The organism is Chryseobacterium sp. DZ-32 (genome assembly GCF_059587025.1).
In genome coordinates, this window is record NZ_JCAIOM010000026.1 from 18,527 (window position 1) to 42,431 (window position 23,905).

Annotated in this window: 19 protein-coding genes; 15 read left to right on the forward strand and 4 right to left on the reverse strand. The window is 37.8% G+C overall.

What is annotated here, in order from left to right; translation table 11 throughout:
* Nucleotides 1–65 precede the first annotated feature (65 nt).
* The 5 genes from AC59HC_RS21350 (at nucleotide 66) to AC59HC_RS21370 (ending at nucleotide 4,070) form a co-directional block, all read left to right on the forward strand.
* Nucleotides 66–515: a low molecular weight protein-tyrosine-phosphatase gene (locus AC59HC_RS21350; RefSeq protein WP_202843996.1), complete on the forward strand. Its 450-nt coding sequence runs from the start codon at nucleotides 66–68 to the stop codon at nucleotides 513–515.
* Between the two features lie 66 nt (nucleotides 516–581).
* Nucleotides 582–1,280, forward strand: coding sequence for an SAM-dependent methyltransferase (locus tag AC59HC_RS21355; RefSeq protein WP_411413692.1), 699 nt, complete (start codon nucleotides 582–584; stop codon nucleotides 1,278–1,280).
* A gap of 464 nt (nucleotides 1,281–1,744) precedes the next feature.
* On the forward strand, nucleotides 1,745–2,800 hold the full coding sequence (locus AC59HC_RS21360) for a lytic polysaccharide monooxygenase (RefSeq protein WP_496559313.1): 1,056 nt from the start codon (nucleotides 1,745–1,747) through the stop codon (nucleotides 2,798–2,800).
* Between the two features lie 51 nt (nucleotides 2,801–2,851).
* Nucleotides 2,852–3,547: a T9SS type A sorting domain-containing protein gene (locus AC59HC_RS21365; protein WP_496559314.1), complete on the forward strand. Its 696-nt coding sequence runs from the start codon at nucleotides 2,852–2,854 to the stop codon at nucleotides 3,545–3,547.
* Nucleotides 3,548–3,692: 145 nt separating this feature from the next.
* Complete coding sequence (locus tag AC59HC_RS21370; RefSeq protein WP_110009374.1) at nucleotides 3,693–4,070, forward strand: hypothetical protein; 378 nt, start codon at nucleotides 3,693–3,695, stop codon at nucleotides 4,068–4,070.
* A gap of 62 nt (nucleotides 4,071–4,132) precedes the next feature.
* Here AC59HC_RS21370 and AC59HC_RS21375 read toward each other — a convergent pair whose 3' ends face one another.
* Nucleotides 4,133–5,014 (reverse strand): DUF4349 domain-containing protein, encoded by an 882-nt coding sequence (locus AC59HC_RS21375; protein ID WP_110009373.1) that lies wholly within the window; start codon nucleotides 5,012–5,014, stop codon nucleotides 4,133–4,135.
* 144 nt (nucleotides 5,015–5,158) lie between these two features.
* Between AC59HC_RS21375 and AC59HC_RS21380 the strand changes: the two genes are divergently transcribed.
* Nucleotides 5,159–6,226: a DUF2891 domain-containing protein gene (locus AC59HC_RS21380; RefSeq protein WP_110009372.1), complete on the forward strand. Its 1,068-nt coding sequence runs from the start codon at nucleotides 5,159–5,161 to the stop codon at nucleotides 6,224–6,226.
* On the opposite strand, the gene AC59HC_RS21385 is transcribed toward AC59HC_RS21380, so the two are convergent.
* On the reverse strand, nucleotides 6,223–6,696 hold the full coding sequence (locus AC59HC_RS21385; protein ID WP_137904198.1) for an Mpo1 family 2-hydroxy fatty acid dioxygenase: 474 nt from the start codon (nucleotides 6,694–6,696) through the stop codon (nucleotides 6,223–6,225). The genes AC59HC_RS21380 and AC59HC_RS21385 overlap by 4 nt on opposite strands.
* A gap of 74 nt (nucleotides 6,697–6,770) precedes the next feature.
* Here AC59HC_RS21385 and AC59HC_RS21390 point away from each other — a divergent pair, with 74 nt between their 5' ends.
* The 7 genes from AC59HC_RS21390 to AC59HC_RS21420 all read left to right on the forward strand — a co-directional run bounded on the left by AC59HC_RS21390 (nucleotide 6,771) and on the right by AC59HC_RS21420 (nucleotide 16,142).
* A complete protein-coding gene (locus AC59HC_RS21390) occupies nucleotides 6,771–7,616 on the forward strand; it encodes a helix-turn-helix domain-containing protein (protein WP_110009370.1) in 846 nt (281 codons plus the stop codon).
* 89 nt (nucleotides 7,617–7,705) lie between these two features.
* Nucleotides 7,706–9,016, forward strand: a complete 1,311-nt coding sequence (locus AC59HC_RS21395) for a TolC family protein (RefSeq protein WP_496559315.1) — start codon at nucleotides 7,706–7,708, stop codon at nucleotides 9,014–9,016.
* A gap of 22 nt (nucleotides 9,017–9,038) precedes the next feature.
* Nucleotides 9,039–10,157: an HlyD family secretion protein gene (locus tag AC59HC_RS21400; protein WP_496559316.1), complete on the forward strand. Its 1,119-nt coding sequence runs from the start codon at nucleotides 9,039–9,041 to the stop codon at nucleotides 10,155–10,157.
* 102 nt (nucleotides 10,158–10,259) lie between these two features.
* The gene (locus AC59HC_RS21405) at nucleotides 10,260–11,852 is read left to right on the forward strand and encodes an MFS transporter (protein WP_496559317.1); all 1,593 of its coding nucleotides are present in this window, start codon (nucleotides 10,260–10,262) and stop codon (nucleotides 11,850–11,852) included.
* A gap of 292 nt (nucleotides 11,853–12,144) precedes the next feature.
* Nucleotides 12,145–14,355, forward strand: coding sequence for a TonB-dependent receptor (locus AC59HC_RS21410; protein WP_496559318.1), 2,211 nt, complete (start codon nucleotides 12,145–12,147; stop codon nucleotides 14,353–14,355).
* A gap of 104 nt (nucleotides 14,356–14,459) precedes the next feature.
* Complete coding sequence (locus AC59HC_RS21415; protein ID WP_496559319.1) at nucleotides 14,460–15,272, forward strand: siderophore-interacting protein; 813 nt, start codon at nucleotides 14,460–14,462, stop codon at nucleotides 15,270–15,272.
* 165 nt (nucleotides 15,273–15,437) lie between these two features.
* On the forward strand, nucleotides 15,438–16,142 hold the full coding sequence (locus tag AC59HC_RS21420; RefSeq protein ID WP_496559320.1) for a class I SAM-dependent methyltransferase: 705 nt from the start codon (nucleotides 15,438–15,440) through the stop codon (nucleotides 16,140–16,142).
* 206 nt (nucleotides 16,143–16,348) lie between these two features.
* Here AC59HC_RS21420 and AC59HC_RS21425 read toward each other — a convergent pair whose 3' ends face one another.
* Together AC59HC_RS21425 and metG are read right to left on the reverse strand one after the other, a co-directional pair.
* Nucleotides 16,349–17,014, reverse strand: a complete 666-nt coding sequence (locus AC59HC_RS21425; protein ID WP_202843975.1) for a hypothetical protein — start codon at nucleotides 17,012–17,014, stop codon at nucleotides 16,349–16,351.
* Between the two features lie 63 nt (nucleotides 17,015–17,077).
* Nucleotides 17,078–19,117 (reverse strand): methionine--tRNA ligase, encoded by a 2,040-nt coding sequence (metG, locus tag AC59HC_RS21430; protein ID WP_429815560.1) that lies wholly within the window; start codon nucleotides 19,115–19,117, stop codon nucleotides 17,078–17,080.
* 336 nt (nucleotides 19,118–19,453) lie between these two features.
* Here metG and AC59HC_RS21435 point away from each other — a divergent pair, with 336 nt between their 5' ends.
* Together AC59HC_RS21435 and AC59HC_RS21440 are read left to right on the forward strand one after the other, a co-directional pair.
* Nucleotides 19,454–22,306, forward strand: coding sequence for a SusC/RagA family TonB-linked outer membrane protein (locus AC59HC_RS21435; RefSeq protein ID WP_496559321.1), 2,853 nt, complete (start codon nucleotides 19,454–19,456; stop codon nucleotides 22,304–22,306).
* A 17-nt stretch (nucleotides 22,307–22,323) separates the two neighbouring features.
* The gene (locus AC59HC_RS21440) at nucleotides 22,324–23,892 is read left to right on the forward strand and encodes a RagB/SusD family nutrient uptake outer membrane protein (RefSeq protein WP_496559322.1); all 1,569 of its coding nucleotides are present in this window, start codon (nucleotides 22,324–22,326) and stop codon (nucleotides 23,890–23,892) included.
* Nucleotides 23,893–23,905: the final 13 nt, after the last annotated feature.

A 23,905-nucleotide genomic window follows, 5' to 3' on the forward strand; every position in this document is an offset into this window, starting at 1 on the left:
TAGTTTTATTCTTCATTTTTTATTTAGTTTTGTCGTAACAAAAGACTTTTTTTAAAAAACAGGATATGAAAATTTTAATGGTTTGTCTGGGAAATATATGCAGAAGCCCACTGGCAGAAGGAATTATGAAAACGAAACTACCGGATCATTATCTCGTAGATTCTGCCGGAACTATTTCAATGCATGAAGGCGAACATCCGGATAAAAGAGCCATTAAAACTGCTGCCAATCATCATATTGATATATCGCAGCAAAGATCAAGACCTATCACCAGGAAAGATTTTGAAACCTTTGATAAAATCTACTGTATGGATGTTGATGTACTCGGAGATGTTGTTTCTAAAACTAAAAATGAAGAAGAACGTCAGAAAGTATCATTGTTTTTAGAGGTGTTGGGAGATCACAAAAATGCTGAAGTGCCGGATCCTTATTGGGGCGATATGAACGATTTTGAAAAGGTTTTCCAGCTTTTGGATAAAGGATGTGAGGCTATCAAAAATCAATTATCAAAATAATAAGCATGAAAATGCAAAATATTTCCCACAACCTTCACTTAACGAAAGAACAAAAAAAATAATACAATGCTTTTTTTACTCCCTGCTTATTTATCAGAAAATACTTCTATCAACCACTTTTCCCCTGTTCTGAAGGATTATATCATGCAGACGGACTATTTCTTTGTGGAAAATGAGAAGACAGCTCGAAAAGTTGTTAAATTTTTCGCTCCCGAAAAAAAACAGGCTGATCTGAAGTTATTTCTATTGGATAAATACACAGAAAATGCAGATATTAAGGAGGCTCAGGAGCTCATGCTGAAAGGGCAGGACTTCGGATTACTGTCAGAAGCAGGACTGCCATGTATTGCAGATCCCGGAAATCTGATTGTGAAATGGTGTCATGAAAAAAATATCAGAGTAGTTCCTGTTTCAGGGCCTTCATCCATTATTCTTGCCTTGATTTCCAGTGGTTTTAATGGGCAGGAATTCACCTTCCATGGTTATCTTCCTATTGATAAAGGAGAGAAAAAGAAACAGATCATGAACCTGGAAAGCTTTGTTCAGAAAACCGGATATTCACAGATTTTTATGGAAACTCCTTACAGAAATAACCAGCTTTTTGAAGATTTATGCAAATTTTTATCACCCAATACAAAGCTTTGTATTGCTGCCAATATCAACGATTCGGAACATGAATTTATCAAAACAAAAACCATAAAAGACTGGCAGAAACAAAAGCCGGAACTTCATAAAATTCCTGCAGTCTTCGTACTTGGGAAATAAACTTTGCTCCTGTAGTTGACAATAAGTACGAGAGTTTTTGAGTACAAAATAGAAAAAGGCTGTGATTATTTCGCGGCCTTTGCTTTTTTATTTAGAATGGGTTGGAATATTATAAATACGATTTATAAGTTTTCTTTTTTCGTTCTTTCATTTATTGATGTATAATTTTAACTAAAAATATTTCAATAATTAGTGATAAATATCATAGCATTTATATATTTTTGTAATGTAAAATGTTATAATTTTATATTTAAATATAACGCATTATGAATTTTAAAATTTTAATGTAATTGATAATATTTATGATCTTGTTTTATATAGTTTGATTTTTTATTATACATATCATAATTAAACTGATTTAAACGCTGCAAGTTAATTTAGCTTGTATTTATTGAATTACAAATGATGTAAGTTCCGTTTTGCTTACAATCAATTCAGCCCAATCAACACCAAAATATTAAAATATGATGACACGTAAAATTTTTTTTCCGGTATTGCTGATGCTGGCCATGCTGGTACCTTCTTTAATTCATGTATCTGCCCATGGATATGTAATGAGCCCTGCTTCACGAGGATATCAGGGAAGTCTGGACAAGGCTTCACTAGGTTATTCTGCCGCATTTAGTATCTATGGATCTGTTATTAATGAACCTGGATCTCTTGAAGCCCCAAAAGGGTTTCCTGCGGCGGGTCCTGCAGATGGAAAGATTGCCTCTGCTAATGGAAGCATCGGTGGAGACACTACACTGGATATCCAGACTGCCGACCGTTGGAAGAAAACCAATATTTCCACTGGTGTGAATGCCTTTATCTGGAAATATTCGGCGTATCATGCGACAGCAAAATGGCATTATTATATGACAAAGCAGGGCTGGAATCCCAATCAGCCTCTTTCCCGTCAGGATCTTGAGCTTATTGGAACTGTTGCACATAATGGGACACCTCCGCAGGATAATGTTTCTCATCAGATTACCGTTCCTGCAAACCGTAGCGGCTATCATATTATTTTGGCGGTCTGGGATGTAGCAGATACCACCAATGCATTTTATAATGTAATTGATGTTAACGTAACCTCCGGAACAGGAGTTTCTGCACCTGCCACCCCGACAGGCTTAGCACAGGTAGGAATAACAAGCACTTCTGCCAAAATAAGCTGGAATGCACAGTCTGATGCGGTATCCTATAACGTTTTCCGCAACGGACAAAACATTCAGCAGGTAACTACGGCTACATTCCACGATACTGGTTTAACAGCCAATACGACATATACCTATGAAATTCAGGCGAAGGGATCTTCAGGGCTTACTTCAGCGAAAAGTGCGCCACTCAATGTAAAGATAAACAGTGAGGGCACTCCTGAAAAGCCAACAGCACCCTCCAACCTGCATTCAATGGCAGTTACTGAAAACTCTGTTTCATTAATGTGGACAGCTTCCACCCATTCGCAGGGAATCAAGAATTACCAGGTATTTGAGAATGGAATCAAAGTAGGAGAGACTGTGCAAACAAGCTTTTTATGAACCGGATTGGCACAGGACACAGAATATACTTATACGGTAAAATCTGTTGCAATGAACGATCAGCTTTCTGATGTAAGTAATGAATTAAAAGTCAGAACAAAAAAAATTACATCAGGAAATGGTCAGACTTACTGTGGAGCAGAGCAGTATAACGCTGCCAATGCTTATCCTGCAGCCGGAACGAAAGTTTTTTACTCCTGTAAAATCTGGAAAAACAAATGGTATGCAAATCCGGGAGAAATGCCTGGAATCAATATGGTATGGGAGGAAATAAGTACATGTACTGAAGGGACAGGCTGCGCATCAGGCGGTGCGGTTACTTATTGTGGCGCACAGGAATATAATCCTGCGAAAACGTATTCAACTACAGGAACAAAGGTTTTCTATACCTGCAAAATCTGGGAAAACAAATGGTACGCAAATCCGGGGGAAACACCGGGAAATAATGCTGTCTGGAAAATTGTAAGCGATTGCAATGAAGGACAGAACTGTCAGACATCAGCTCTTACCAATAAAGAAAATGATCTTTCAGTAATTGTATCCGAACATATGATCAATTTTGCACCGGAAACGTATTATGCTCAAATAAGCAGGGTAGATGTCATTACCCCTCACGGACTTCAGATCATGACTTTTATAAATCCCGATAAAAACAGTATGAACATCAGCCGTCTTCAATCCGGAATCTATTTTGTGAAAATTCTTTATAAGGACGGAAAAAATATTACTAAAACCATCAGAAAATAACAAAAACGATCTGAAACATTAAAAAAGCCGTCCTTATTTTGTGGACGGCTTTTTTGGCAGAATTTATAAAAATATTTAACAGCCCTTAACAAGACTATTGCATTATTCTTGTTTTTTAGTATTCATCACTTAAAATTATATGATTATGTCTGATAAAAAATTAGCAGGAATCTGGATTGATACAGAGAAAGCCATTGTAGCCAGGAATCACGATGCACAAAATGTTTCTGAATTTATCCTTTGCAAACCGGTGAAAGCAGAGATACAGCATGGAAACTCCAGTGAAAATGCAGGAAATAATGCTGAAATTACCAACAGAAACAAGTTTTTTAAAGAAATTGAAAAGTTACTGACCAATTCTCAGGAAGTGTATATTACAGGACCGGGTGTAACACAAGAGGAGCTTAAGCACTTCCTTCATGATACGGCTCAGTTCAGAGATTTGAAAATTACATTGGGAACCTCACAGAAAATGGCAGATGAAAAGGTCCTCGAAACAGTAAAAGAATATTTTAATAGTTAAATTGTAGATAATGCAGTGAAAATCCGGGCATCGAAGATGCCCGGATTTTTAATAAGTTAATTTTAATCCTTTTTCTTTGATCTCCATTTCCTCCAAATAAAAATAATAACAGGAATAAGCAAAAAGAAAGGCCACAGAGAAATGATTCCAAGCATAAAGCTTACAAAACTGTTCCAGCCTTCCGTTACCGAATCTACAAAACGGCTTCCAAAACCTATTTTTGAAGTGGCGGAACTTCTCACTTTTTCTTTGTATAAATTCAAATTCAGAGTACTGTAATTTACCCGGTCATCAATAAAACGAAGTCTGCCTTCGGCCACATCAATCTCATCTTCCAGTTCACGGATATTTTCCTGAATTTCCAGCATATCTTTTGTGGTAGCAGCACTTCTAAGCATATCACGGTATTTTTCCAGATATATCTTTTTATTGGCCAGCTTTATCGCTACATCGGTATATTCCTCTGTGACATCATTGGATGAAATATTTTTAGATAAAACAGTTCCTACGCCATCTGAAAAAGAATTGATCAGAGCATCAAAATTTTTATGAGGTACACGGATAATCAGACTAAGGTTATCATCCATATCCGTATTTTGAAATTCTTCTTTCTGGATATAAGCATTGTTTTTTCTAATGATTTCATTAACCTGGCTCTGTGTTTTTTTAATATCACCCACCTGAATCTTCATATCTCCGTTTTTGATGATTTTTTTGGAGATTGTATCTGTTTTCTTTGAGGGGTGAACATCTTTGTTGGTTCCATTTTCATCAGATACCAGCTTTTCGGAAACAGAAATTGGTGAATATGAAGCTGCGGAAGAAGGCGCTTTATCCTCGGTTATAACTTCCATCATGTCGGCTTTCGCTTCGTGTTTTTCGCCGCCTGATTTGCTGCAGTTGATTAGAATAAGACCTGATAACAGGAAAATAATTTTTTTCATGGGTTAATTAGTTTTTTATGGGTATGATCAAAAAGTGTGCTCAAAAATGATTATAAGGTAAGATTGATTAAAATTTAAAAATAATTCGCTGTAAAACCAATCTGAAAATTGCTGAGACTGGTAAATAATTTCTATTTTTAATTCATGAAAAAAAGTCTTTTAGCATTAGCGTTTTCTCCATTTCTGATGTATGCCCAGGAAGCTCCGAAACTTACAGACGAAATGGCAATGAAATTATCCGACAAGCCTCTTCACTGTATCAAGCAGGAATATCCTAATAAAACTGCCCATATCATCAATAATGCAGGCGAAGTTCCTTTGACTCCAAAAGATCTTCACCCTAGTTTTTATGGATGTTTCGACTGGCATAGCTCTGTTCACGGTCATTGGATGCTGACCAGACTTTTGAAAACGAAACCCAATCTCTCCAATGCCAAAGAGATTGAAAAAATTCTGGATGAATCATTTCAAAAAGAAAAACTTCAGACAGAAGCAGATTACTTTACAAAATATCAGCTGACAGGAACTTTTGAAAGAACCTATGGCTGGGCGTGGATCTTAAAACTAGATGAAGAACTCACAACCTGGGATCATCCGAAAGCTAAAATATGGCACCAAAATCTGAAACCGCTGACAGATCAGATCCTGAAATCATGGAAAACTTATCTTCCAAAGCAAACATATCCTAACAGAACCGGAGTTCATCCTAACACGGCATTTGCCATGTCTTTTGCCATCGATTGGGCCAGAGCCAATAAAGATAAGGAGTTTGAAAGCCAGTTGACGGAAAAGGCAAAATACTTTTTCTTGAAAGAACTGAAAACACCTGCTTATCTGGAACCGGACGGATCCGATTTCTTTTCGCCAAGTCTTGAAATTGCAGACCTGATGCGAAGAGTGCTTCCTCAAAAAGAATTTGTACAGTGGCTGAATGCTTTCTACGAAAAGAGAAGTCTTGAAAATGTTGAAAAAATTCCTGTAGTAAGTGATCTGAGCGATTACCAAACCGTTCATCTTGTAGGGCTATCTTTTTCTAAAGCATGGTGTATGAAAGGAATCTCAAATGCACTTCCCGCTAATCATCCCCTGAAAAAAGATTTTAAGAAAACAGCTGATGTATTTCTCAATAATGGATTACCATTACTTTTTCAGGGAAATTATGGCGGGGATCACTGGCTGGCCAGTTTTGCGGTATATGCGCTGGAAGATTAATATCTGATTCCTGTCTTTTTAAGAACAAAGCCTAAAAGCCATATGGGTCCTATCAGAAGAAACTGGAGATCTTTAAGGAAAGTAGGCTTTTTTCCTTCAATTTTATGCCCAATAAACTGAAAAATCCATGTGATGATAAACACAGAAAGGTAAACCATCCATGATTGTCTTCCGAAACTGATATTGGCCAGATAGATGAAATGTTCCATCATGAGCATGACCACGATCATGATAACAGCGATCAATAAAGACAGCCTTATATAGAAAAGGGTGATCAGAATAATCACAATAAGGCTTACGATACTGGCACATCCGAAATAGGAAGCGCAGAAATGAGGGGAAGGAATCAGGGAGGCGAACCCCAGAATCGTCCAGAAAATTAAGGGTACACAAATCCAGTGAATGAACTTGTTGGTCGGGTTTCTATGGCTTTTACTGTATTCTGCAAATAATAGATCAACCTTTCTCATACTAAAGGGAAATTGGATTCCTGCTAAAATAATAAAATTTTGTAATCACTGGTAAGATTGCTTACATTTGTCTTATGTCTGCCCTGGAAAAATTTGGCGTCGATATTTTTACGGAACGGAATATTTTCGAGCGAATAGCTGTAGGTAAACCGTTTCGTCCCGAAAATCCTGCATTTATATTTATTAAATCAGGAACTATAAAACTTCGCCAGCACTTCAGTGATCTGGAGGTTTCTGCCAACATGTTTATGGTAACCGATCCCCAAACTATTTATGAAGTGGTAGGAGTAACGGCTGACTTTCAGTCGAGGATGGTTTCTTATAAAAGAGAATTTATTTCTGCCTTATCATTAAAATTTAATCGTCTGATTACTTACCGATATTTCAGACAGCAGATGAATAAAGGAGTTCCTTTTCCTGAAGACGAAATGGAAGTCGTTTGGAAAAGCGTCAATTTCCTGAAATATATCCTGGATTCTGATACCGAAATGCTTTATAAGAAGGAAATGGTAGAGCACCTTTTTTCTGTTTTCTGCTATCAGATGGCAGGAATTATTTCCAAGGAGGATAACAGCTCTATGAACCAGATGTCCAGACAGGAAGAAATTGTATTTGTCTTTCTTACCGATCTTGCAGAGCATCATCTTACTGAAAGAACCGTTGAATTCTATGCCGAACGGCAGTCAATTACAACCAGACATCTTTCTTCTGTAGTAAAGACCATTACGGGAAAATCTGCAAGTCAGATCATTGCTTTAATTGTTATTAATGAAGCGAAAGTGCTCTTAAACTCTTCCAATAAACCGGTTTCGGAGATTTCCTCAATTCTCGGATTCAGCGATCAATACTCATTTTCTCATTTTTTTAAGAAGCATCTTGAGGTAAGCCCTAGACAGTACAGACATCAGTTCGAAAATTAAAATCTTACATTTGAACATCTTTTTCCAAAAATCAAACATTTGATTGATTTTGTTGCTGACCTAACTTTGCATCTGTAAAACAAGGTAAAATGACAAAGAAAATAAAAACAGCACTATCAGTATTGATAGCAGCTTTTCCTGCGCTGTTTTTTTCACAACAGATCAAACAGATGACCGCAGGTGAGGTGGCGGAACTCGCTGTTCAGAATCACCAGCAGCTCAAAGTCTCCGCACAGAATATTGATATTGCAAAGCAGAACACCAATGTGGTTAAGCTTCAGAAACTTCCTACAATTACAGCTTCTACAAGCCAGTTCTATTTAGGAGATGCAGTAGCCATTGATAAAGATTTTTCGAATTCTACAAACGTTCCGATGCCGCATTACGGAAGTTCGTATGCGGTACAGGCAACACAGCTGATCTTCAAAGGAGGATTGGTGAATAAGTCCATCGAAATGGCAGGGCTTCGCGAACAACTTTCGGAACTGGATTTAGAGAAAAATAAACAGGATGTGAAATTTTTAGTGATTTCCAATTATCTGGATGTCTATAAAATCATCAATCAGGAAGAAGTATTTCAGAATAACAAAAAACTGGCTCTGGAACGTCTGAAAAATATCCAGAAGTTTTATCAGCAGGGAATGGTAACCCGAAACGAAGTGATTCGTGGAGAATTGGCCATCAAAAACCTGGATCAGGGGATTCTTACCCTTACCAACAATAAAAAAATCCTTAATTATAATCTGAATATTGCCTTAGGATTATCTTCTGACACGGAGATTGTGCCTACTGAAAGTCTGGAGAATAAAGAAGCAGGAATAGGTATGGAGTACTACACAGATCTTGCACACGAAAGCAATCCTTTGCTGAAATCTGCTCAAAAAAACATTGCGGTAGCAGATAAGAATATTGAAATCATCAAAACAGACAATTCACCTACGCTGGCCGGATTTGGTGGATATACGCTTCAAAGACCAATTACTACGAGAAATCCTGTTTTGGATATGTACTCAGGGGGCTGGCAGACTGGGGTTTCTCTGAGTTACAACATTGATACTCTCTATAAAACAAAAGAAAAAGTAAAATTAGGAGAACTGCAAAAGAATCAGGCAAATGATGCCATGACTCTGGTGCAGCAGAATGTAGATATGGCAGTGAATGCTGCCTATACCAAATATCAGGAAGCGATTCAGCAGGCAGATATTCTGAATGATTCCAAAAGACTGGCGGAAGAAAACTACAAGATTACGGAAGCCAAATATCTGAATCAGCTGGCCGTGCAGGCGGAAATGATTGATGCACAGAACCAGAAACTGCAGGCAGAGCTCGATTATGCCAATGCTGAAATCAATGTTTTATATCAGTATTACAACCTTTTGAAATCTACAGGAACACTTTAATTTAAAACTGAAAATCAACACAATGGAAAACAAGGGACAAACTACTCAAAATACAACACCTACTCCGGCAGCATCTGCTGCAGAGAATAAGAAAAAGAAAAATAAAACCAATAAAATCAGAGCCATTATATCCAATATCATCGTTTTTCTGGTGATCGGTTTCGGATTATTCTGGTTAATACGCGAATATTTCCATATCGGAAGCAAAACCTATACGGAAGCGGCACAGGTAGAAGAATTCATCAATCCTATCAATACCAGAGTTTCTGCCTATATCAAAGAAATTAAGTTTATTGAACATCAGCGTGTAAAAAAAGGAGATACTTTGGTCATCCTTGACGACCGTGAAATTCTTACGCAACTGGGACAGGCTGAAGCCGCTTATCAGAATGCTATGGCTCAAAAAACAGCTACAAGCTCTTCTGTGAACACGGTTTCCAACAATATCAACGTGATGCAGTCCAATATTGCAGGAGCAAAAGCAAGATTGTGGAATGCCGAACAGAATTTAAACCGATATAAAAATCTTTTGGCAGCCGAAGCCGTTACGAGACAACAATATGATCAGGTGAAGACAGAATATGATGCTCAGAAGGCTGCTTATGAAACCTTAGTCAATCAAAAGCAATCTGCAAACCTTTCTACAACTGAAGTAAAAAGCAGATTGGGAATCAATGATGCTGAAATTAAAAGAACAAAATCTGCTTTGGATATGGCGAGGATCAATCTTTCGTATACTGTGATTACAGCGCCTTATGATGGAGTAATGGGAAGAAGAACTATTTCTGAAGGCCAGCTCATCCAACCAGGACAGCAGGTTGCGACAATCGTTCTGAACGGCCAGAAGTGGGTAACTGCCAATTTCCTGGAAAGCCAGATGCCGAATATCAAAGTAGGAGAAAAAATTTCTATGACAGCGGATGCTTTAGGAGGGAAACAATTCGAAGGAATTGTGACTGCTGTTTCAGCGGCTACCGGATCAAGATACTCAAGCGTGCCTACAGACAATTCTACCGGAAACTTTATCAAAGTACAACAGAGAATCCCTGTAAGAATTGAGTTTACAGCTTCCAACAAAAAAGAAGATCTGGATAAGCTGAGCGCCGGAATGAATATGAATGTGAATATTAATAAAGACTAAAAGATGAAAGATATCAGATGCCGGGTATTATGCGTATGGAAAGCTAACGCTGAATGTTGAAAGTCTGCCATCTGATATCTGAAATCTATTCCCTAAAAAATCATGTACAACAAAGGATTATATAGCGATTGGGTACCTAAACCCGTACAGCTGCTGCTGATTGTATTACTGCTTGCCGTGGTAATGCCCATCGGCGGGGTGTATACGGGAAATATCAGTTCTCTGGTAAGTGGTACCGGCGCCATGACAGAATATTTTATGTGGGCCAATTACGCCACTACCATTGGGATGGGAGCTTGCATGCCTGTTGTCCTGAGAATCAAAATGAGATTCAAAGTAAGGGACAAAATGGTGTTGCTTCTGGTACTTTTAGGGTTGCTGAGCTATGTGAACGGGACTACTTTACAGCCAATGATTTTTATTTTTACTTCTTTAATGATTGGCTTTATGAAAATGATGGTTACCATAGAACTGTTTCTGCCATTAATGGTTATGATCGGAAATCGTGGAGTATTTTACGGAGCTTTCTATACCTTCGTCCTTGTCATGAACCAGGTGGCAACCTATTATGCCGCTGAGTTTGCTCTTCTTTACAACTGGCAGCAGTTCTATCTGCTCACAGCAGTTTTATGCTTTATTTTAGCATTGATACACTGGATTTTTATGCATGACAAATATTTTGCATTAAAAGTACCGCTACATTATATTGACTGGCTGAGTATTTTGCTTTTCATTTCAACATTCATGTTTTCGGCTTATGTGTATTCATTTGGAAGACAGCAGGACTGGTTCAACTCCAGGAACATCATCTATGGAAGTATTGCAGCTTTTGTCAGCTTTGCACTGCTTTCTATCCGTCAGCTGACTTTAAAACGCCCCTACCTTTCGTTTAAAATTTTCACAAAAAATAATGTGCAGCACGGTTTGTTCATGCTTTTCTGGCTGGGAATGTTTCTGGGAACAGCTTCTATTCAGAATACGTTTGCGGTAGGAGTTTTGGGATATGATCAATTGACCAATACCAGGCTGAGTCTACTGATGATCCCCGGAATTATCTTAGCCGGAGCTCTTGCTATTTTCTGGTTTAAAAAAGAAAAGCCATTGAAAATGTATATTTTTTCCGGTTTTGCCGCCATGGTTGGATATGCTATTATTATGTACTTTTCCATGGTGCTGGAGTTTAGTTATGACAACTGGTATCTGCCCATGTTTTTAAAAGGCTACGGAATGTGTTCACTGTTTATTTCCGTATGGTTTTATACGCTGGATAAGCTTGAAATGGATGAAATGCTGGCAGCTATCGGACTTGTTCTGGTTTGGAGAACTTTCCTCGCTGTAGGAATCTTTTCGACCCTGTACTCTTGGTTTCAATACCGTTTTCAGGTGATGGCAATAGGAGATCTTGCCGTTTATATGGACGGAATGACGGTGACTCCTCAGAATGTAGCAGCCAATATGAAAGTCATTCAGCTTAATGCCATTATCATTGCCACCAAGAAGATATTCGGATATATTATTTTAGTCGGATTGGGAGTACTGATTTATGTTGCGACTCATCATTTCGGGGCAAAACGATTCCAATATTTCAGATTTGTAAGAGTTCTTGGCGGTAAATCGGTCATAGCGAGAAGAAGACTTCGCGAAAGAAAAAAAATATTAGAAGAAATAAAAGATGCTGCAGGACCTGCAGTATAAAAAGAAACCTTGTTTTTACCAGTAAAATCCTGGTCCTTCGTTGGGCTGGGATTTTACGTTTTTGCTAGGGAAGCTGGATGCTGGAAGAAGGAAGTTCTAAAAGACGATTTATAACTATTTGTTTTAATTTAACATTTTTATTCCAAAAGAGGTTCTTAGAACTTGTCTTGATTTACAGGTCATCAATAACTTCCTCCTTCCATAAAAAAAAGAAAAATCTCCTATTTTATTATTTTTATTCTTTCTAAATAAGAATTATCTTTGCAAGATTATAAAACGTTGAATAGAAAGAATGAAAAAGCAGTACGCGTTCATAGGTCTTTTGGTTTCGGGATTGATGCTTTCCCAGACCGTAAAAGATTCTATTGCCTCTAAAGGTATTGAAGATGTGGTAATCGTAGCCTCCAGAAAACCTACAAAAATCTCTGAAGTTCCGGGAACGGTCTGGGTAGTACAGAAAGAAAAGATTCAGGAACAGGCCAAAAGCGGAGTTCCGATCAAAGAAATGTTATCAATTCTGATACCTTCCATGGATATTGGTCCGCAGGGAAGAACTAATTATGGTCAGAATATGAGAGGACGTTCTGCCCTGGTGATGATAGACGGCGTTTCTCTGAACAGTATCCGTGCGATCAGCCGTCAGCTGGATGCTATTGATCCTTTTAATATCGAAAGAATTGAAGTGCTTTCAGGAGCAAGTTCAATTTATGGAGGTAATGCTACCGGTGGTATTATCAATATCATTACAAAAACACCTTCCAAAAAAGGAATCAGCGGTGAAACTGAACTGGGTGTACGTACAGGATTTATGGGAAAAGATGACCATGACTTCCGTGCTGCTCAGTCTATTGCGGCTAAAGGAGATAAGTTTTTCGGAAGACTGGGAGTAGCTTATCAGCAGAATGGTGGAGTGTATGGAGCAGATCAGAAACAGCTTTTTACCGATATTACCCAGACTGACCTTCAGTATAATCAGTCTATTGATATCCTGGCTACCGGAGGATATCAGTTTAACAATAAACATAAAATAACAGCCTCTGTTCAGTATTACAATTCTAAATTTAATGGAGACAGAAGTTTATTTTTAGGTGAAAATCTGAGTGCATTTACAACAAAAAATGCTTCATTACTCGAAATGAGAGATGGGTTTTCATCTGATAAAAATGTAGGTACAGAACGTTATATGGCAACTGTAGCTTATAACGCAAACGGAATTTTAGGCGGCCAGGATTTATATGTGCAATTGGCTACCCGAGGTGAAAAATTAGGATTCTATCCATTCCCGGGAAATGTGACCTTACAGACGGGAAAAATACCTTATATGTCTTCTTCTCAGCAGGATACTTATTATTCCGGGATTAAAGCTTTATTGTCAAAATCATGGAGAGGCCTGAACGTTACCTATGGAGCAGACTTCGATTTTGAAAAATTTGAAGGAACACAATCTGTTTATGATATTGCCAAAACAATGTCCAGCGGTGGTTTAGTGAATGAAACAAAGTACAGCTTGGGAAGATATCCGACCAATCATTCACAGAGCTATGCAGGATATGTTCAGGCAAAATATAATATTCTGCCGAAATTACAATTGAATGCAGGAATCCGTTATCAGCATATCAATGTAAAAATGGATGACTTTGTAGGCTCAGAGCAGCAGACACAGATTGCTATGGGGTATGGAAGTTCAGCATCTGCAATTCCGGGAGGTGAAAGTTCTTATAATGTGACTTTAGCTAATGCAGGTTTATTATATAAATTCAATGAGCAGCATCAGGTTTGGGGAACATTTTCCCAGGGAGCAAGCTTAGCAGATCCTGCCAAATTTTATGGAATAGGACAGTACAAATTGGTAGGAACAAACTGGGATGTAGTATCCAGTATCAATGTGAAAGAACAACCGCTTCAGGCTATCAAAACCAATCAGTTTGAAGTAGGATACCGTGTGAACAGAGGAGGTTTAAGAGCGCAGATTGCCGGATTTTTGAGTAATTCAGACAAAACCGTTGCTGTAGATAAAAAGACGTTCCAGATTCTTGTGAATGATTTGAAATTAAGAAACATGGGAATTGAAGCTGAGGTTTCCTATTCTTTAAGCAATGGAGTGTATTTCGGTGCCAGCGGACTTTTGATCAAATCTGAGGTAGACAAGGAAGGAGAATGGCAGAAGCAGGAAATTTACAATGCTTCCCCTTCAAAATTGGTGACGTATATCGGGTATAATATTAAGAACTGGTCATTCAGATTCCAGTCGTTACAGAATTTCACGCAGAAAGACGAGCTTAATAATGTTGTTGAGGGCTACAATACCTCAGATCTGATGATGGGATACCGTTTCAACTGGGGAAAATTCAACTTAGGAATTCAGAACCTGTTTAATACCGATTACCAGACGATCTGGAGCAAACGTTCTCAGGTTTTATATGCTACTTACGGACTTCCGGAATTGTTTAATTATAAAGGAAGAGGAAGAACATTCAACCTTTCCTACACTTTTGAATTTTAAAAAAATGATCGGGATTTAAAATACCCTGATCTGAAAACATATTGTATTTCAAATCCGGTTTCTGAGTTTGATCGGAAACCGGATTTTAATTTAAAAAATCAGTTATGGCTAAAATTTCAACAGGGCAGATCGTTGCCGAAGTCACCAGAAAAGAATACATTACTGACCATTTTATCAGAGTGTATCTCTACTCGCCGGAAGTTCAGGTATTCAAAAATACGGTGGTGGGTGATAATAATAAAATTGCAGTTCCTCCGGCTGGTCTCAATGAGATTCATTTTCCGACGCTGGATGAAAACCATCAGTGGGTGTATCCGCCAAAAGATGTGGCTCCTTCCATCAGAACCTATACCCACAGAGGAATTGATCTGGAAAAAAATGAGCTGATCATCGATTTTGTAGATCATGGAGACGGCGGACCTGCTTCCAGATGGGTAAGAGAAGCTGAAGCAGGCTCCAAACTGGGAGTGATGATGCGCATGGAAGGTAAAGAGCTGTACCCTGCAGCAGATTGGTACCTGCTGGCCGGTGATGCTACGGCCATTCCGGTGATCAGCGCTATTCTGGAAACACTTCCCGAAACAGCAAAAGGAACCTGTATTATTGAAGTTCATGGAAAAGAAGACGAACAGCTGCTTGAAACTAAAGCACAGATTGATTTTAAGTGGCTGCACAATGCGCAGCCTCAGATCAGCAGTGAAATTACCCATGCGGTAAAAAGTATTGAGATCCCTGAAACTTCAAAATTCGGTTACGTTGCCTGTGAGTTTTCAAGTGTAAAAGAAATCCGAACTTATCTAAGAAAAGAGAAAAACTGGACTTCACAGGAATTGTACGCCTATTCTTACTGGAAGGCAGGTGTAGCAGAAAACGAATCTCAGGCTGACAGACATAAGGAGAAGGAATCGATGGAGTAGATTTAGGGGGAGTTTGAGAGTTTAAAGTTCATGGTTCAAGGTTTAAGGTTTAAGGTTACAGGAACACCGAATCTTGTACCTCGAAACTCGTGACCCGCACCTCGAAACCCGCAACATTCCATCAAAAACTTTGAATTTTGAACATTGAACTACTATCTTTGCACTATGAAAGATTTAATGGGCAGAGCGATCTGGGATTATTACCACAATGAAAATCCGGAGGATCTGCAGACTGAAACGTCAATTTCTGAGCTGGATGAACTTCCGGTGGATTATTTATTCAGAGATTTTGAAGAAATGAATGATATTGAGCAGAAAGCACTGCATTTATCCAACGGAAAAGTTCTGGATATCGGGGCGGGTGCAGGTTCTCATTCTTTATACCTTCAGAATGAAAGAAATCTTGAGGTTACCGCATTGGATATTTCACCCAAATCTGTTGAAGTTTGCAAGCTGAGAGGCATTAAAAAAGCAGTTTGTGAGAATATGCTTGACTTTTCAGGAGAGACTTTTGATACGATTTTACTATTGATGAATGGTACCGGAGTTTTTGAAAGCCTGGCAAAAATAGATACCTATCTTCAGAAACTGCATACTTTATTGAATGATGGCGGACAGGTTTTAATTGACAGTACGGATATCCTGTATATGTTTGATCGTGATAAAGATGGCGGAGTATACATTCCTGCAGGCGGATATTATGGCGAGCTGGATTATGTGGTTCATTATAAAGGCGAATCTGAAGAACCGATCACCTGGTTGTATCTGGACTTCAATACCTTGAAAAATGCTGCCACAAATAATGGCTTCAAAATAGAAAGAGTGTTGAAAGATGAAGATTCTTACCTGGCAAAGCTGACCAAAAAATAATTTATAACAAGTCATTGCGAGCTGAAAGCGAAGCAATCTCACGAATTCATACATTGTCATTCTGTACACCGGGATGACTTTTTTTGTACTTATCCTAGCCCCGATAGAAACGGTTACCCCGCAGCAAAGAACAGGCCCTTCGACTACGCTCAGGGTGACGGCCGGGAGCGAGGAGTAAAAGTGGATAGCGGGAATCAGCTTCTTAATTATTGTCTGAATATATTGATAACCGTTGCCAGCGGATAAAAAGAAAACCATTCTGGGAAATAGAAATACATCATAACAACAGTTACTGCACATAAAATTACCGGAAATACATAGGATTTTGCACGGTAAGGGAGTTTTTGAGGAGTTACTAAAACGCTGATGACAAGTAAACCCAAAGCTCCTGCTGCAATGACCCCAATTTCGGGACTGTATCGGGAAGTTGTACCAAAATTAAAATGAGAAACCAGAACGTACTTCTGAAATATTAAAAAAAGGAAGCCAAATACCACCGTAAGAAACGCAGGAAAGTATTTTTTGAGTTTGATTAAATTAAACGCGAGTAGAATAGCTCCGGGAATTGTACTGAAAAGAATACTGCTGACAAAAATAGTCATTCGTGAATAAAGCCTGATAGCATCCGGATCTTCTGTAATATAATCTTTCCAGACCTCTACTTCTTCTGCATGTTTTGCTTTCTCTTCTTCTTTTTTACGTTGAATCAACTGCTGAACAGCCGTTTTTTCCTGCTCGCTGAAAACCCATCCTCTTTCTTCCAGAATTTCCAAAGCTGCCTGAACAGCCTCCGGAACAAAGCGGTTGCCTTCTTTTAAATATCCTTCTAATTCCAGATTGGAAAGCTTTCTTAAAACATTTTTGTTAACCATAAGCTGTAGATAAAAGAAAGGCTGCTTCCAGAGAAACAGCCTGTGATCTTATAAAGATGGTCATTATCCGATTTCAATACCGTTTTCAACATTGCTGTCGTCCGGTGTAACGAAAGATAATTTTCCGTCTGGTTTTGTTGTTAATAATAACATTCCCTGAGATTCAATTCCTCTGATTTTTCTTGGGGCAAGGTTCAGAAGGATCATTACCTGCTTCCCGATTAATTCCTCAGGAGTGAAACTTTCTGCAATTCCGGAAACAACAGTTCTTACATCTACCCCTGTATCTACAGTAAGCTTTAATAATTTGTCTGCTTTTTCTACTTTTTCAGCTTCTAAAATGGTTGCTGTTCTAAGGTCTATTTTAGTAAAGTCATCAAACGTGATCTCCTCTTTCATAGGGTTTGCGTTAGGGTTTGTTTTTTTATTGTTTTGTTTTGTGTTTTCCAGTTTTTGGATCTGAGCCTCGATGACATCGTCCGAAATTTGAGAGAATAAAATTGGAGCATTAGCCATTATTGAATGGCCAGCTTCAATTAATACTTTTGAATTCTCAACTTCAGACCATGTTTTTTGTTCTACATTAAAAATTTCATATAATTTTTGTGCTGTAAAAGGTAAAAATGGTTCAGCTAAATTTGCTAGTGCAACTGAAATTTGAGCTCCAATAAATAATGTATTTTTGGTTTTCTCAATGTCATTTTTAACCGTTTTCCAAGGCTCTTCATTCTGCAAGTATTGATTTCCAAATCTTGCAAGATTCATAAATGCTGTTAATGCATTTCTGAATTCATAATTTTCAAGAGAGTTTCTGATTTCTACAGCTCTTTTGCTGATTTCTTCTAATTCTGGTGCATTTACATCTCCTTCAGGAACTTTTCCTTCAAAGTTTTTGTTAATTAATACTGCAACACGATTAATGAAGTTGCCAAAAATATTAGCTAACTCAGAATTATTCTTAGTCTGGAAATCCTTCCATGTAAAGTTATTATCCTTTGTTTCCGGAGCAGATGAAAGAAGCGCATATCTTAAAACATCCTGCTGTCCGGGGAAGTCTTCCACATATTCATGAGCCCAAACTGCCCAGTTTCTTGATGTTGAGATCTTATCGTTCTCAAGGTTCAGGAATTCAAAAGCAGGAACATTAGCCGGCATGATATAATCTCCGTGTGCTTTCATCATCGAAGGGAAAATAATACAGTGGAATACAATATTATCCTTTCCGATAAAATGTACCAGATCACTTTCTGGACTCTGCCAGTAGTCTTTCCAGTCTTTTCCGTTTTTCTCTGCCCATTCTTTGGTGAAAGAGATATACCCGATAGGAGCATCAAACCATACATATAATACTTTTCCTTCAGCATTCGGAAGAGGAACCGGAACTCCCCAGTTCAGGTCTCTGGTCATGGCACGAGGCTTAAGACCGTCATTTAACCAAGATTTAACCTGTCCGTATACGTTAGGCTTCCAATCGTCTTTATGACCTTCAATGATCCACTCATTTAAAAAGTCTTCGTATTCATTTAATGGAAGATACCAGTTTTTTGTTTCTTTAAGGATAGGAACATTTCCGCTAAGCATTGATTTCGGATTGATCAGCTCAGAAGGAGAAAGGGTAGAGCCACATTTCTCACACTGGTCTCCGTAAGCGTTTTCGTTACCACAATTAGGGCAAGTTCCTACAATATAACGGTCAGCAAGGAATTCTCCTGCCTGCTCATCAAAATACTGCTCAGAAACTTCTTCCGTGAATTTTCCTTTCTCGTATAAAACCTTGAAGAAATCCTGGCTGGTTTCATAATGCTTCTTAGATGTTGTTCGGGAATATTCATCAAATGAAATTCCCAGATCAGAAAAAGACTTTTTGATGATTTCGTGATATTTGTCCACGATATCCTGAGGAGTTACTCCTTCTTTTTTAGCTCTTATGGTGATAGGAATCCCATGCTCATCTGAACCACAGATAAACGCTACATCTTTTCCTAATCTTCTCTGAAATCTTGCGTAAACATCCGCAGGAATATAAACACCTGCCAAATGTCCTATATGAACCGGCCCGTTTGCGTAAGGCAAAGCTGCCGTAATCATCTTTCTGTTTGACATTTATAGTAAAGTTTTGACTGCAAAGATAAGGAATATCTGTTGAATACCGCTATTGGTGGTGTTATTATGCTGCAGAATACAAATTTTAAGGGCCGAACACCAAATTAAGTTAAACAATTGTTTAACATTTTCTTAAATTAAAACAAATGTTATGTAATGCATAAGACGTTGTAAAATATTGTATCCTAAAAAACTAACTAAAATCGGTTTCGTAATATACATAATTTTAACTAAAATTATATTAAATTTATAATAATTCTAATTTTTTTTTAAATTGCGAGTCTGGCTTGAGGCCTGAACATGACTAAAAAAACGAAACTATAAAAAAATAAGATTGTGAAGAATTTTACAACAGTATTAAAAATCGCGCCCGCTTTTTTACTGGCCAGTACAGTAATGCACGCGCAGAAAAAAGATTCTCTTCCTCAGGAGAAGAAGATTGACGAGGTTGTATTAATTGGATATGGGGCTAAAAAGAAATCGGACCTGACAGGATCTATCACTGCTGTCTCTGAGAAAGATTTTAATAAAGGAGCTATCGTATCTGCAGATCAGCTAATCAACGGTAAAGCTCCCGGTGTAAGAATTACTAACGATGGAGGTTCTCCGGATTCAAAACCAAACATCAGGATCAGAGGTGGAGCTTCCCTGAATGCCCAGAATAATCCATTGATTGTAATTGACGGAGTTCCTCTTGATTCCAGTAATCCTGCTGGTGTTGGAAACCCTTTGAATCTGGTAAACCCGAATGATATTGAATCTTTCTCGATTTTGAAAGATGCTTCAGCTACCGCTATTTATGGTTCCCGTGCCTCAAACGGTGTAATAATTATTACAACTAAAAAGGGAGGTGGGAAGCTGAAAATTAACTTAAGTACCAATGTATCGGTAGGTGAAGTAACAAAGTATATGGACGTAATGAAGTCTTCAGACTTTGTAAACTACATCAATACATACTATCCTCAGTACAACTACAGATTGGGAGTAGGTGGAAGTCCGGACAATCCTACAATTCCGGGGCAAATATATGATACCGACTGGCAAAGAGCGATCTATAGAACATCTGTTTCCAGTGATAATAACTTAAGTATTTCAGGAAACTTATTCAAAAAACTTCCAATCAGATTATCATTGGGATATAATAGAACAGAGGGAGTTGTAAAGACCAGTGATTATGAAAGGTTTTCAGGGTCTTTAAAAATAACACCTACTTTCTTTGATAACCATTTAAAAGTTGATATTAACGCAAAAGGGATTATTTCCGACTTAAATGCTATTGACGCAGGTGCAGCCATTGGTGGTGCTATTAATATTAATCCTACTTTACCGATTTATTCCAATAATCTTCCATATGGAGTTGACTTCGGAGGATATTATCAGAATATTGATAATAATAATAACCCTTACAAAAAGATTGGACAGGATAATCCTGTAGCAGCTTTATTGCAGCGTTCTGCGCCTCAAAGGGTTAATAAATTTCTAGGAAATGTTGAGTTTGATTATAAAATGCATTTTTTACCGGATCTTAGGGCTGTATTGAATTTAGGATTGGAATCATCAAAATCTGATCTTAAAACAATATTTGGTAATAACGCAATACAAACTTACAGATTGCCTACAGATGGCTCAGCACCTTACGTTTTTAATCCAGGTATTGATTATCGTGAAATACAAAATATTTCCAATAAAACGATGGATGCTTATTTGGTCTATAACAAAAAGCTTTCAGGATTTATCTCTAATTTCCTGATCCAGGGTGGATATTCATATCAGAATTTTAGAAATGAAGGCGATAAAGACCGTTATAAATATGATGACGGGGATCCAAGCACAGGTTTAAGAGTTCCGATTGTATTACCATTCCTGAATCCGGAAGATAAATATTTAAATGAATTAAATCTGCAATCATTTATTGCCAGATCTAATATTGATCTTTTAAATAAATACCTATTTACTGTTACATTCAGAGCAGATGCATCTTCACTGTTCAAAAAAGATTCCCGATGGGGGTACTTTCCGGCAGTAGGTTTTGCATGGAAAGTGAATGAAGAGAACTTCCTGAAGGATGTTTCTTCAGTTAGAGAGCTTAAGCTTAGATTGGGATGGGGGAAAACAGGACAACAGGATATTACCGGTATTGTAGGGTTCTATCCATCAAGACCGTTGTTCCAGATTGGAAGCACAAACTCCCAATACTTTCCTGCAATAGGAACTTATAGTGCACTTCCTTTTAATGAAAATCTTACATGGGAAACAACCACAACAATCAACGGAGGTTTAGATTTCACAATCCTGAAAAATGGGATGCTAACAGGTAGCTTTGATGTATACGACAGAAAAACTACAAATCTTCTGGCAAGAAGATCTATACCACCAGGACAGGGGTTAACTAACAGCTTTGTTGATAATGTAGGAGAAATGAATAACAGAGGATTTGAAGCCAACTTAACGTTTACTCCTATAAAAAGAGAAGACCTGAGCTGGAGTATTTCTGGAAATATATCTTATAATAAAGGAAAGGTAACGAAACTGGAATCGGTTCTTCTTGCGCAGGATGGAGGTCTTCCTGTAGGTACAGGAACACAGCTGGCATATCATGTGGAGGGGTATCAACCTTATTCCGCTTGGGTATTCCAGCAGGTATATGACAGTGCAGGAAATCCTTTACCAGATGTATATGTTGATAGAAACGGTGATGGTAAAATCAATAACGATGACAGATATTATACGGCTTTAAGACCGAACTGGACTTACGGATTCAGTACTACCCTGAATTACAAGAACTGGGACTTGAGTGCTAATTTCAGAGGACAGATAGGAGGTAAGGTATTTAACTCAAGAAAACTTGCACAAGGCTTTAAATCATACGCGGTTCCGCAAAACGATGTTGCTTTGAATAATGTTCTGAATTATACAGCAAATTCACCGTTTATGAATTTGACAGACAATACCTATTTTTCTGATTTCTTTTTGGAAGATGCCTCATTCTTAAGATTAGACAATGCTACAATTGGATATCTTGTTAAAAATATGTTTGGTAGCACGAATGTTAGAATATACGGTTCTGTAAGTAATGCGTTTGTTATCACAAAATATAAAGGACAAGATCCTGAAAATTTTAATGCTATTGATAACAATTTTTATCCAAGACCAAGAATATATACACTTGGTTTCAATTTTAATTTCTAAAATTTAAAATTAGAGAAATGAAAAACATTAAATTTAAAATAAAATTCATTGCAATAGCCTCTATGTTGGCTTTTGTTACTACATCTTGTCTGAATGATCTGGATACGGAACCAAAATATGATTTGACCCTGGAAAATCTATTACAGCAAGACCCCAAAGCAGTTGAAGGATTACTTTCAAGATTATATGCAAGTTTCGCACTTTCCAGTGTGGAAGGTCCGGATAAATCTGATATAGAAGGAGCTAATGCGGGAGAATCACCTTTTATCAGAGGTATTGTAAATTTGAATGACTTTACTGCTGATGCAATGAAAAACAGATGGGGAGATAATGGCTTGGATCAACTTACCACTACCACAAACTGGACCAGTAATAATAAATTTTTTAAATACGTATACGATAGAATTTATTATACCATTCCACAATCTACCAACCTTATCCTGATCATGAAAAAAGGCAATATAAATTATGCCAATAAAGACCAGGTTATTAATGAACTTAGATTCCTTAGAGCGCTTTCTTATTATTATCTGATAGATTTATTTGGAAAAGGACCTTTGGTTACAGATGATAACTTTAACTCAAGTACACCATTACCGGAAGCTTCAAGAAAGGACTTGTTCAATTATGTAGAAAGTGAATTATTGGCTATTGAAGCCCAGCTTCCTCTTTCTAATTCTTACGGAAGAGCCAATAAATCAGTAGTGAGAATGTTGTTGGCAAAGCTATATTTGAATGCTGAAGTTTATACGGGAACAGCAAGATATAATGATGCAGGCACTTATATTACTAAAGTCATTAATGAAGGCGGATATCAATTGGAATCTAATTTTAGAAAAAATTTCTCGGCAGATAATAATACCTCAAAAGAGATAATTTTCCCATTAATTGCAGATGCGGTTTCCAGCCAAAGTTATGGAAATACAACCTACCTTGTTAACGGAAGCTTGAGTACAGAAACAATGGTTTTAGCAAATTTTGGAGCAACTGACGGATGGGCCGGACACAGAGCTACAAAAGCGTGGTATGGCTTATTTGGTAATAATGCTACTGATCTTAAGAATAGTAATGATGTTAGAGCGAGATTATTCTGGACTCAGGGACATCAGTGGGAAATGGATGATTACAAAACCTGGAATAACGGTTTCCCTTCAGATAAATTCTGGAATAAAAATTCTGATGGAACAGGTGGAGCCACAGCTTTCTCATCAACAGATTTCCCTTTATTCAGATTAAGTGATGCCTACCTTATTTATGCAGAATGTGCCCTTAGAGGAGCCGCTTCAGCTAATACAGCCCAGGCTTTAACATATGTAAATCAGGTGAGAGCCAGAGCAGGAGCATCTGCATTAGGCTCAATTACATTACAGTCTGTTCTGGATGAAAGAGCACGTGAGCTGAATTTGGAAGGTGTAAGAAGACAGGATCTTATCAGATATGGAATGTTTACCGGATCTTCTTATTTATGGCCTTGGAAAGGAGGTGTTAAAAATGGTACATCTATTTCAGATAACTACAAAGTGTTTCCAATACCCACAACAGCCCTTCAGGCAAACCCTAATTTAACTCAAAATCCAGGTTATTAATTTAAAAAACTAA

Bases quoted from the DNA above. Each gene is read 5' to 3' on its own strand.
- AC59HC_RS21410 (WP_496559318.1), top strand. From the start codon at position 12,145: ATGAAAAAGCAGTACGCGTTCATAGGTCTTTTGGTTTCGGGATTGATG.
- AC59HC_RS21370 (WP_110009374.1), top strand. From the start codon at position 3,693: ATGTCTGATAAAAAATTAGCAGGAATCTGGATTGATACAGAGAAAGCC.
- AC59HC_RS21360 (WP_496559313.1), top strand. From the start codon at position 1,745: ATGATGACACGTAAAATTTTTTTTCCGGTATTGCTGATGCTGGCCATG.
- AC59HC_RS21365 (WP_496559314.1), top strand. From the start codon at position 2,852: ATGAACGATCAGCTTTCTGATGTAAGTAATGAATTAAAAGTCAGAACA.
- AC59HC_RS21420 (WP_496559320.1), top strand. From the start codon at position 15,438: ATGAAAGATTTAATGGGCAGAGCGATCTGGGATTATTACCACAATGAA.
- AC59HC_RS21380 (WP_110009372.1), top strand. From the start codon at position 5,159: ATGAAAAAAAGTCTTTTAGCATTAGCGTTTTCTCCATTTCTGATGTAT.
- AC59HC_RS21405 (WP_496559317.1), top strand. From the start codon at position 10,260: ATGTACAACAAAGGATTATATAGCGATTGGGTACCTAAACCCGTACAG.
- AC59HC_RS21350 (WP_202843996.1), top strand. From the start codon at position 66: ATGAAAATTTTAATGGTTTGTCTGGGAAATATATGCAGAAGCCCACTG.
- AC59HC_RS21385 (WP_137904198.1), bottom strand. From the start codon at position 6,696: ATGAGAAAGGTTGATCTATTATTTGCAGAATACAGTAAAAGCCATAGA.
- AC59HC_RS21425 (WP_202843975.1), bottom strand. From the start codon at position 17,014: ATGGTTAACAAAAATGTTTTAAGAAAGCTTTCCAATCTGGAATTAGAA.
- AC59HC_RS21355 (WP_411413692.1), top strand. From the start codon at position 582: ATGCTTTTTTTACTCCCTGCTTATTTATCAGAAAATACTTCTATCAAC.
- AC59HC_RS21415 (WP_496559319.1), top strand. From the start codon at position 14,460: ATGGCTAAAATTTCAACAGGGCAGATCGTTGCCGAAGTCACCAGAAAA.
- AC59HC_RS21375 (WP_110009373.1), bottom strand. From the start codon at position 5,014: ATGAAAAAAATTATTTTCCTGTTATCAGGTCTTATTCTAATCAACTGC.
- AC59HC_RS21395 (WP_496559315.1), top strand. From the start codon at position 7,706: ATGACAAAGAAAATAAAAACAGCACTATCAGTATTGATAGCAGCTTTT.
- AC59HC_RS21400 (WP_496559316.1), top strand. From the start codon at position 9,039: ATGGAAAACAAGGGACAAACTACTCAAAATACAACACCTACTCCGGCA.
- metG (WP_429815560.1), bottom strand. From the start codon at position 19,117: ATGTCAAACAGAAAGATGATTACGGCAGCTTTGCCTTACGCAAACGGG.
- AC59HC_RS21390 (WP_110009370.1), top strand. From the start codon at position 6,771: ATGTCTGCCCTGGAAAAATTTGGCGTCGATATTTTTACGGAACGGAAT.
- AC59HC_RS21440 (WP_496559322.1), top strand. From the start codon at position 22,324: ATGAAAAACATTAAATTTAAAATAAAATTCATTGCAATAGCCTCTATG.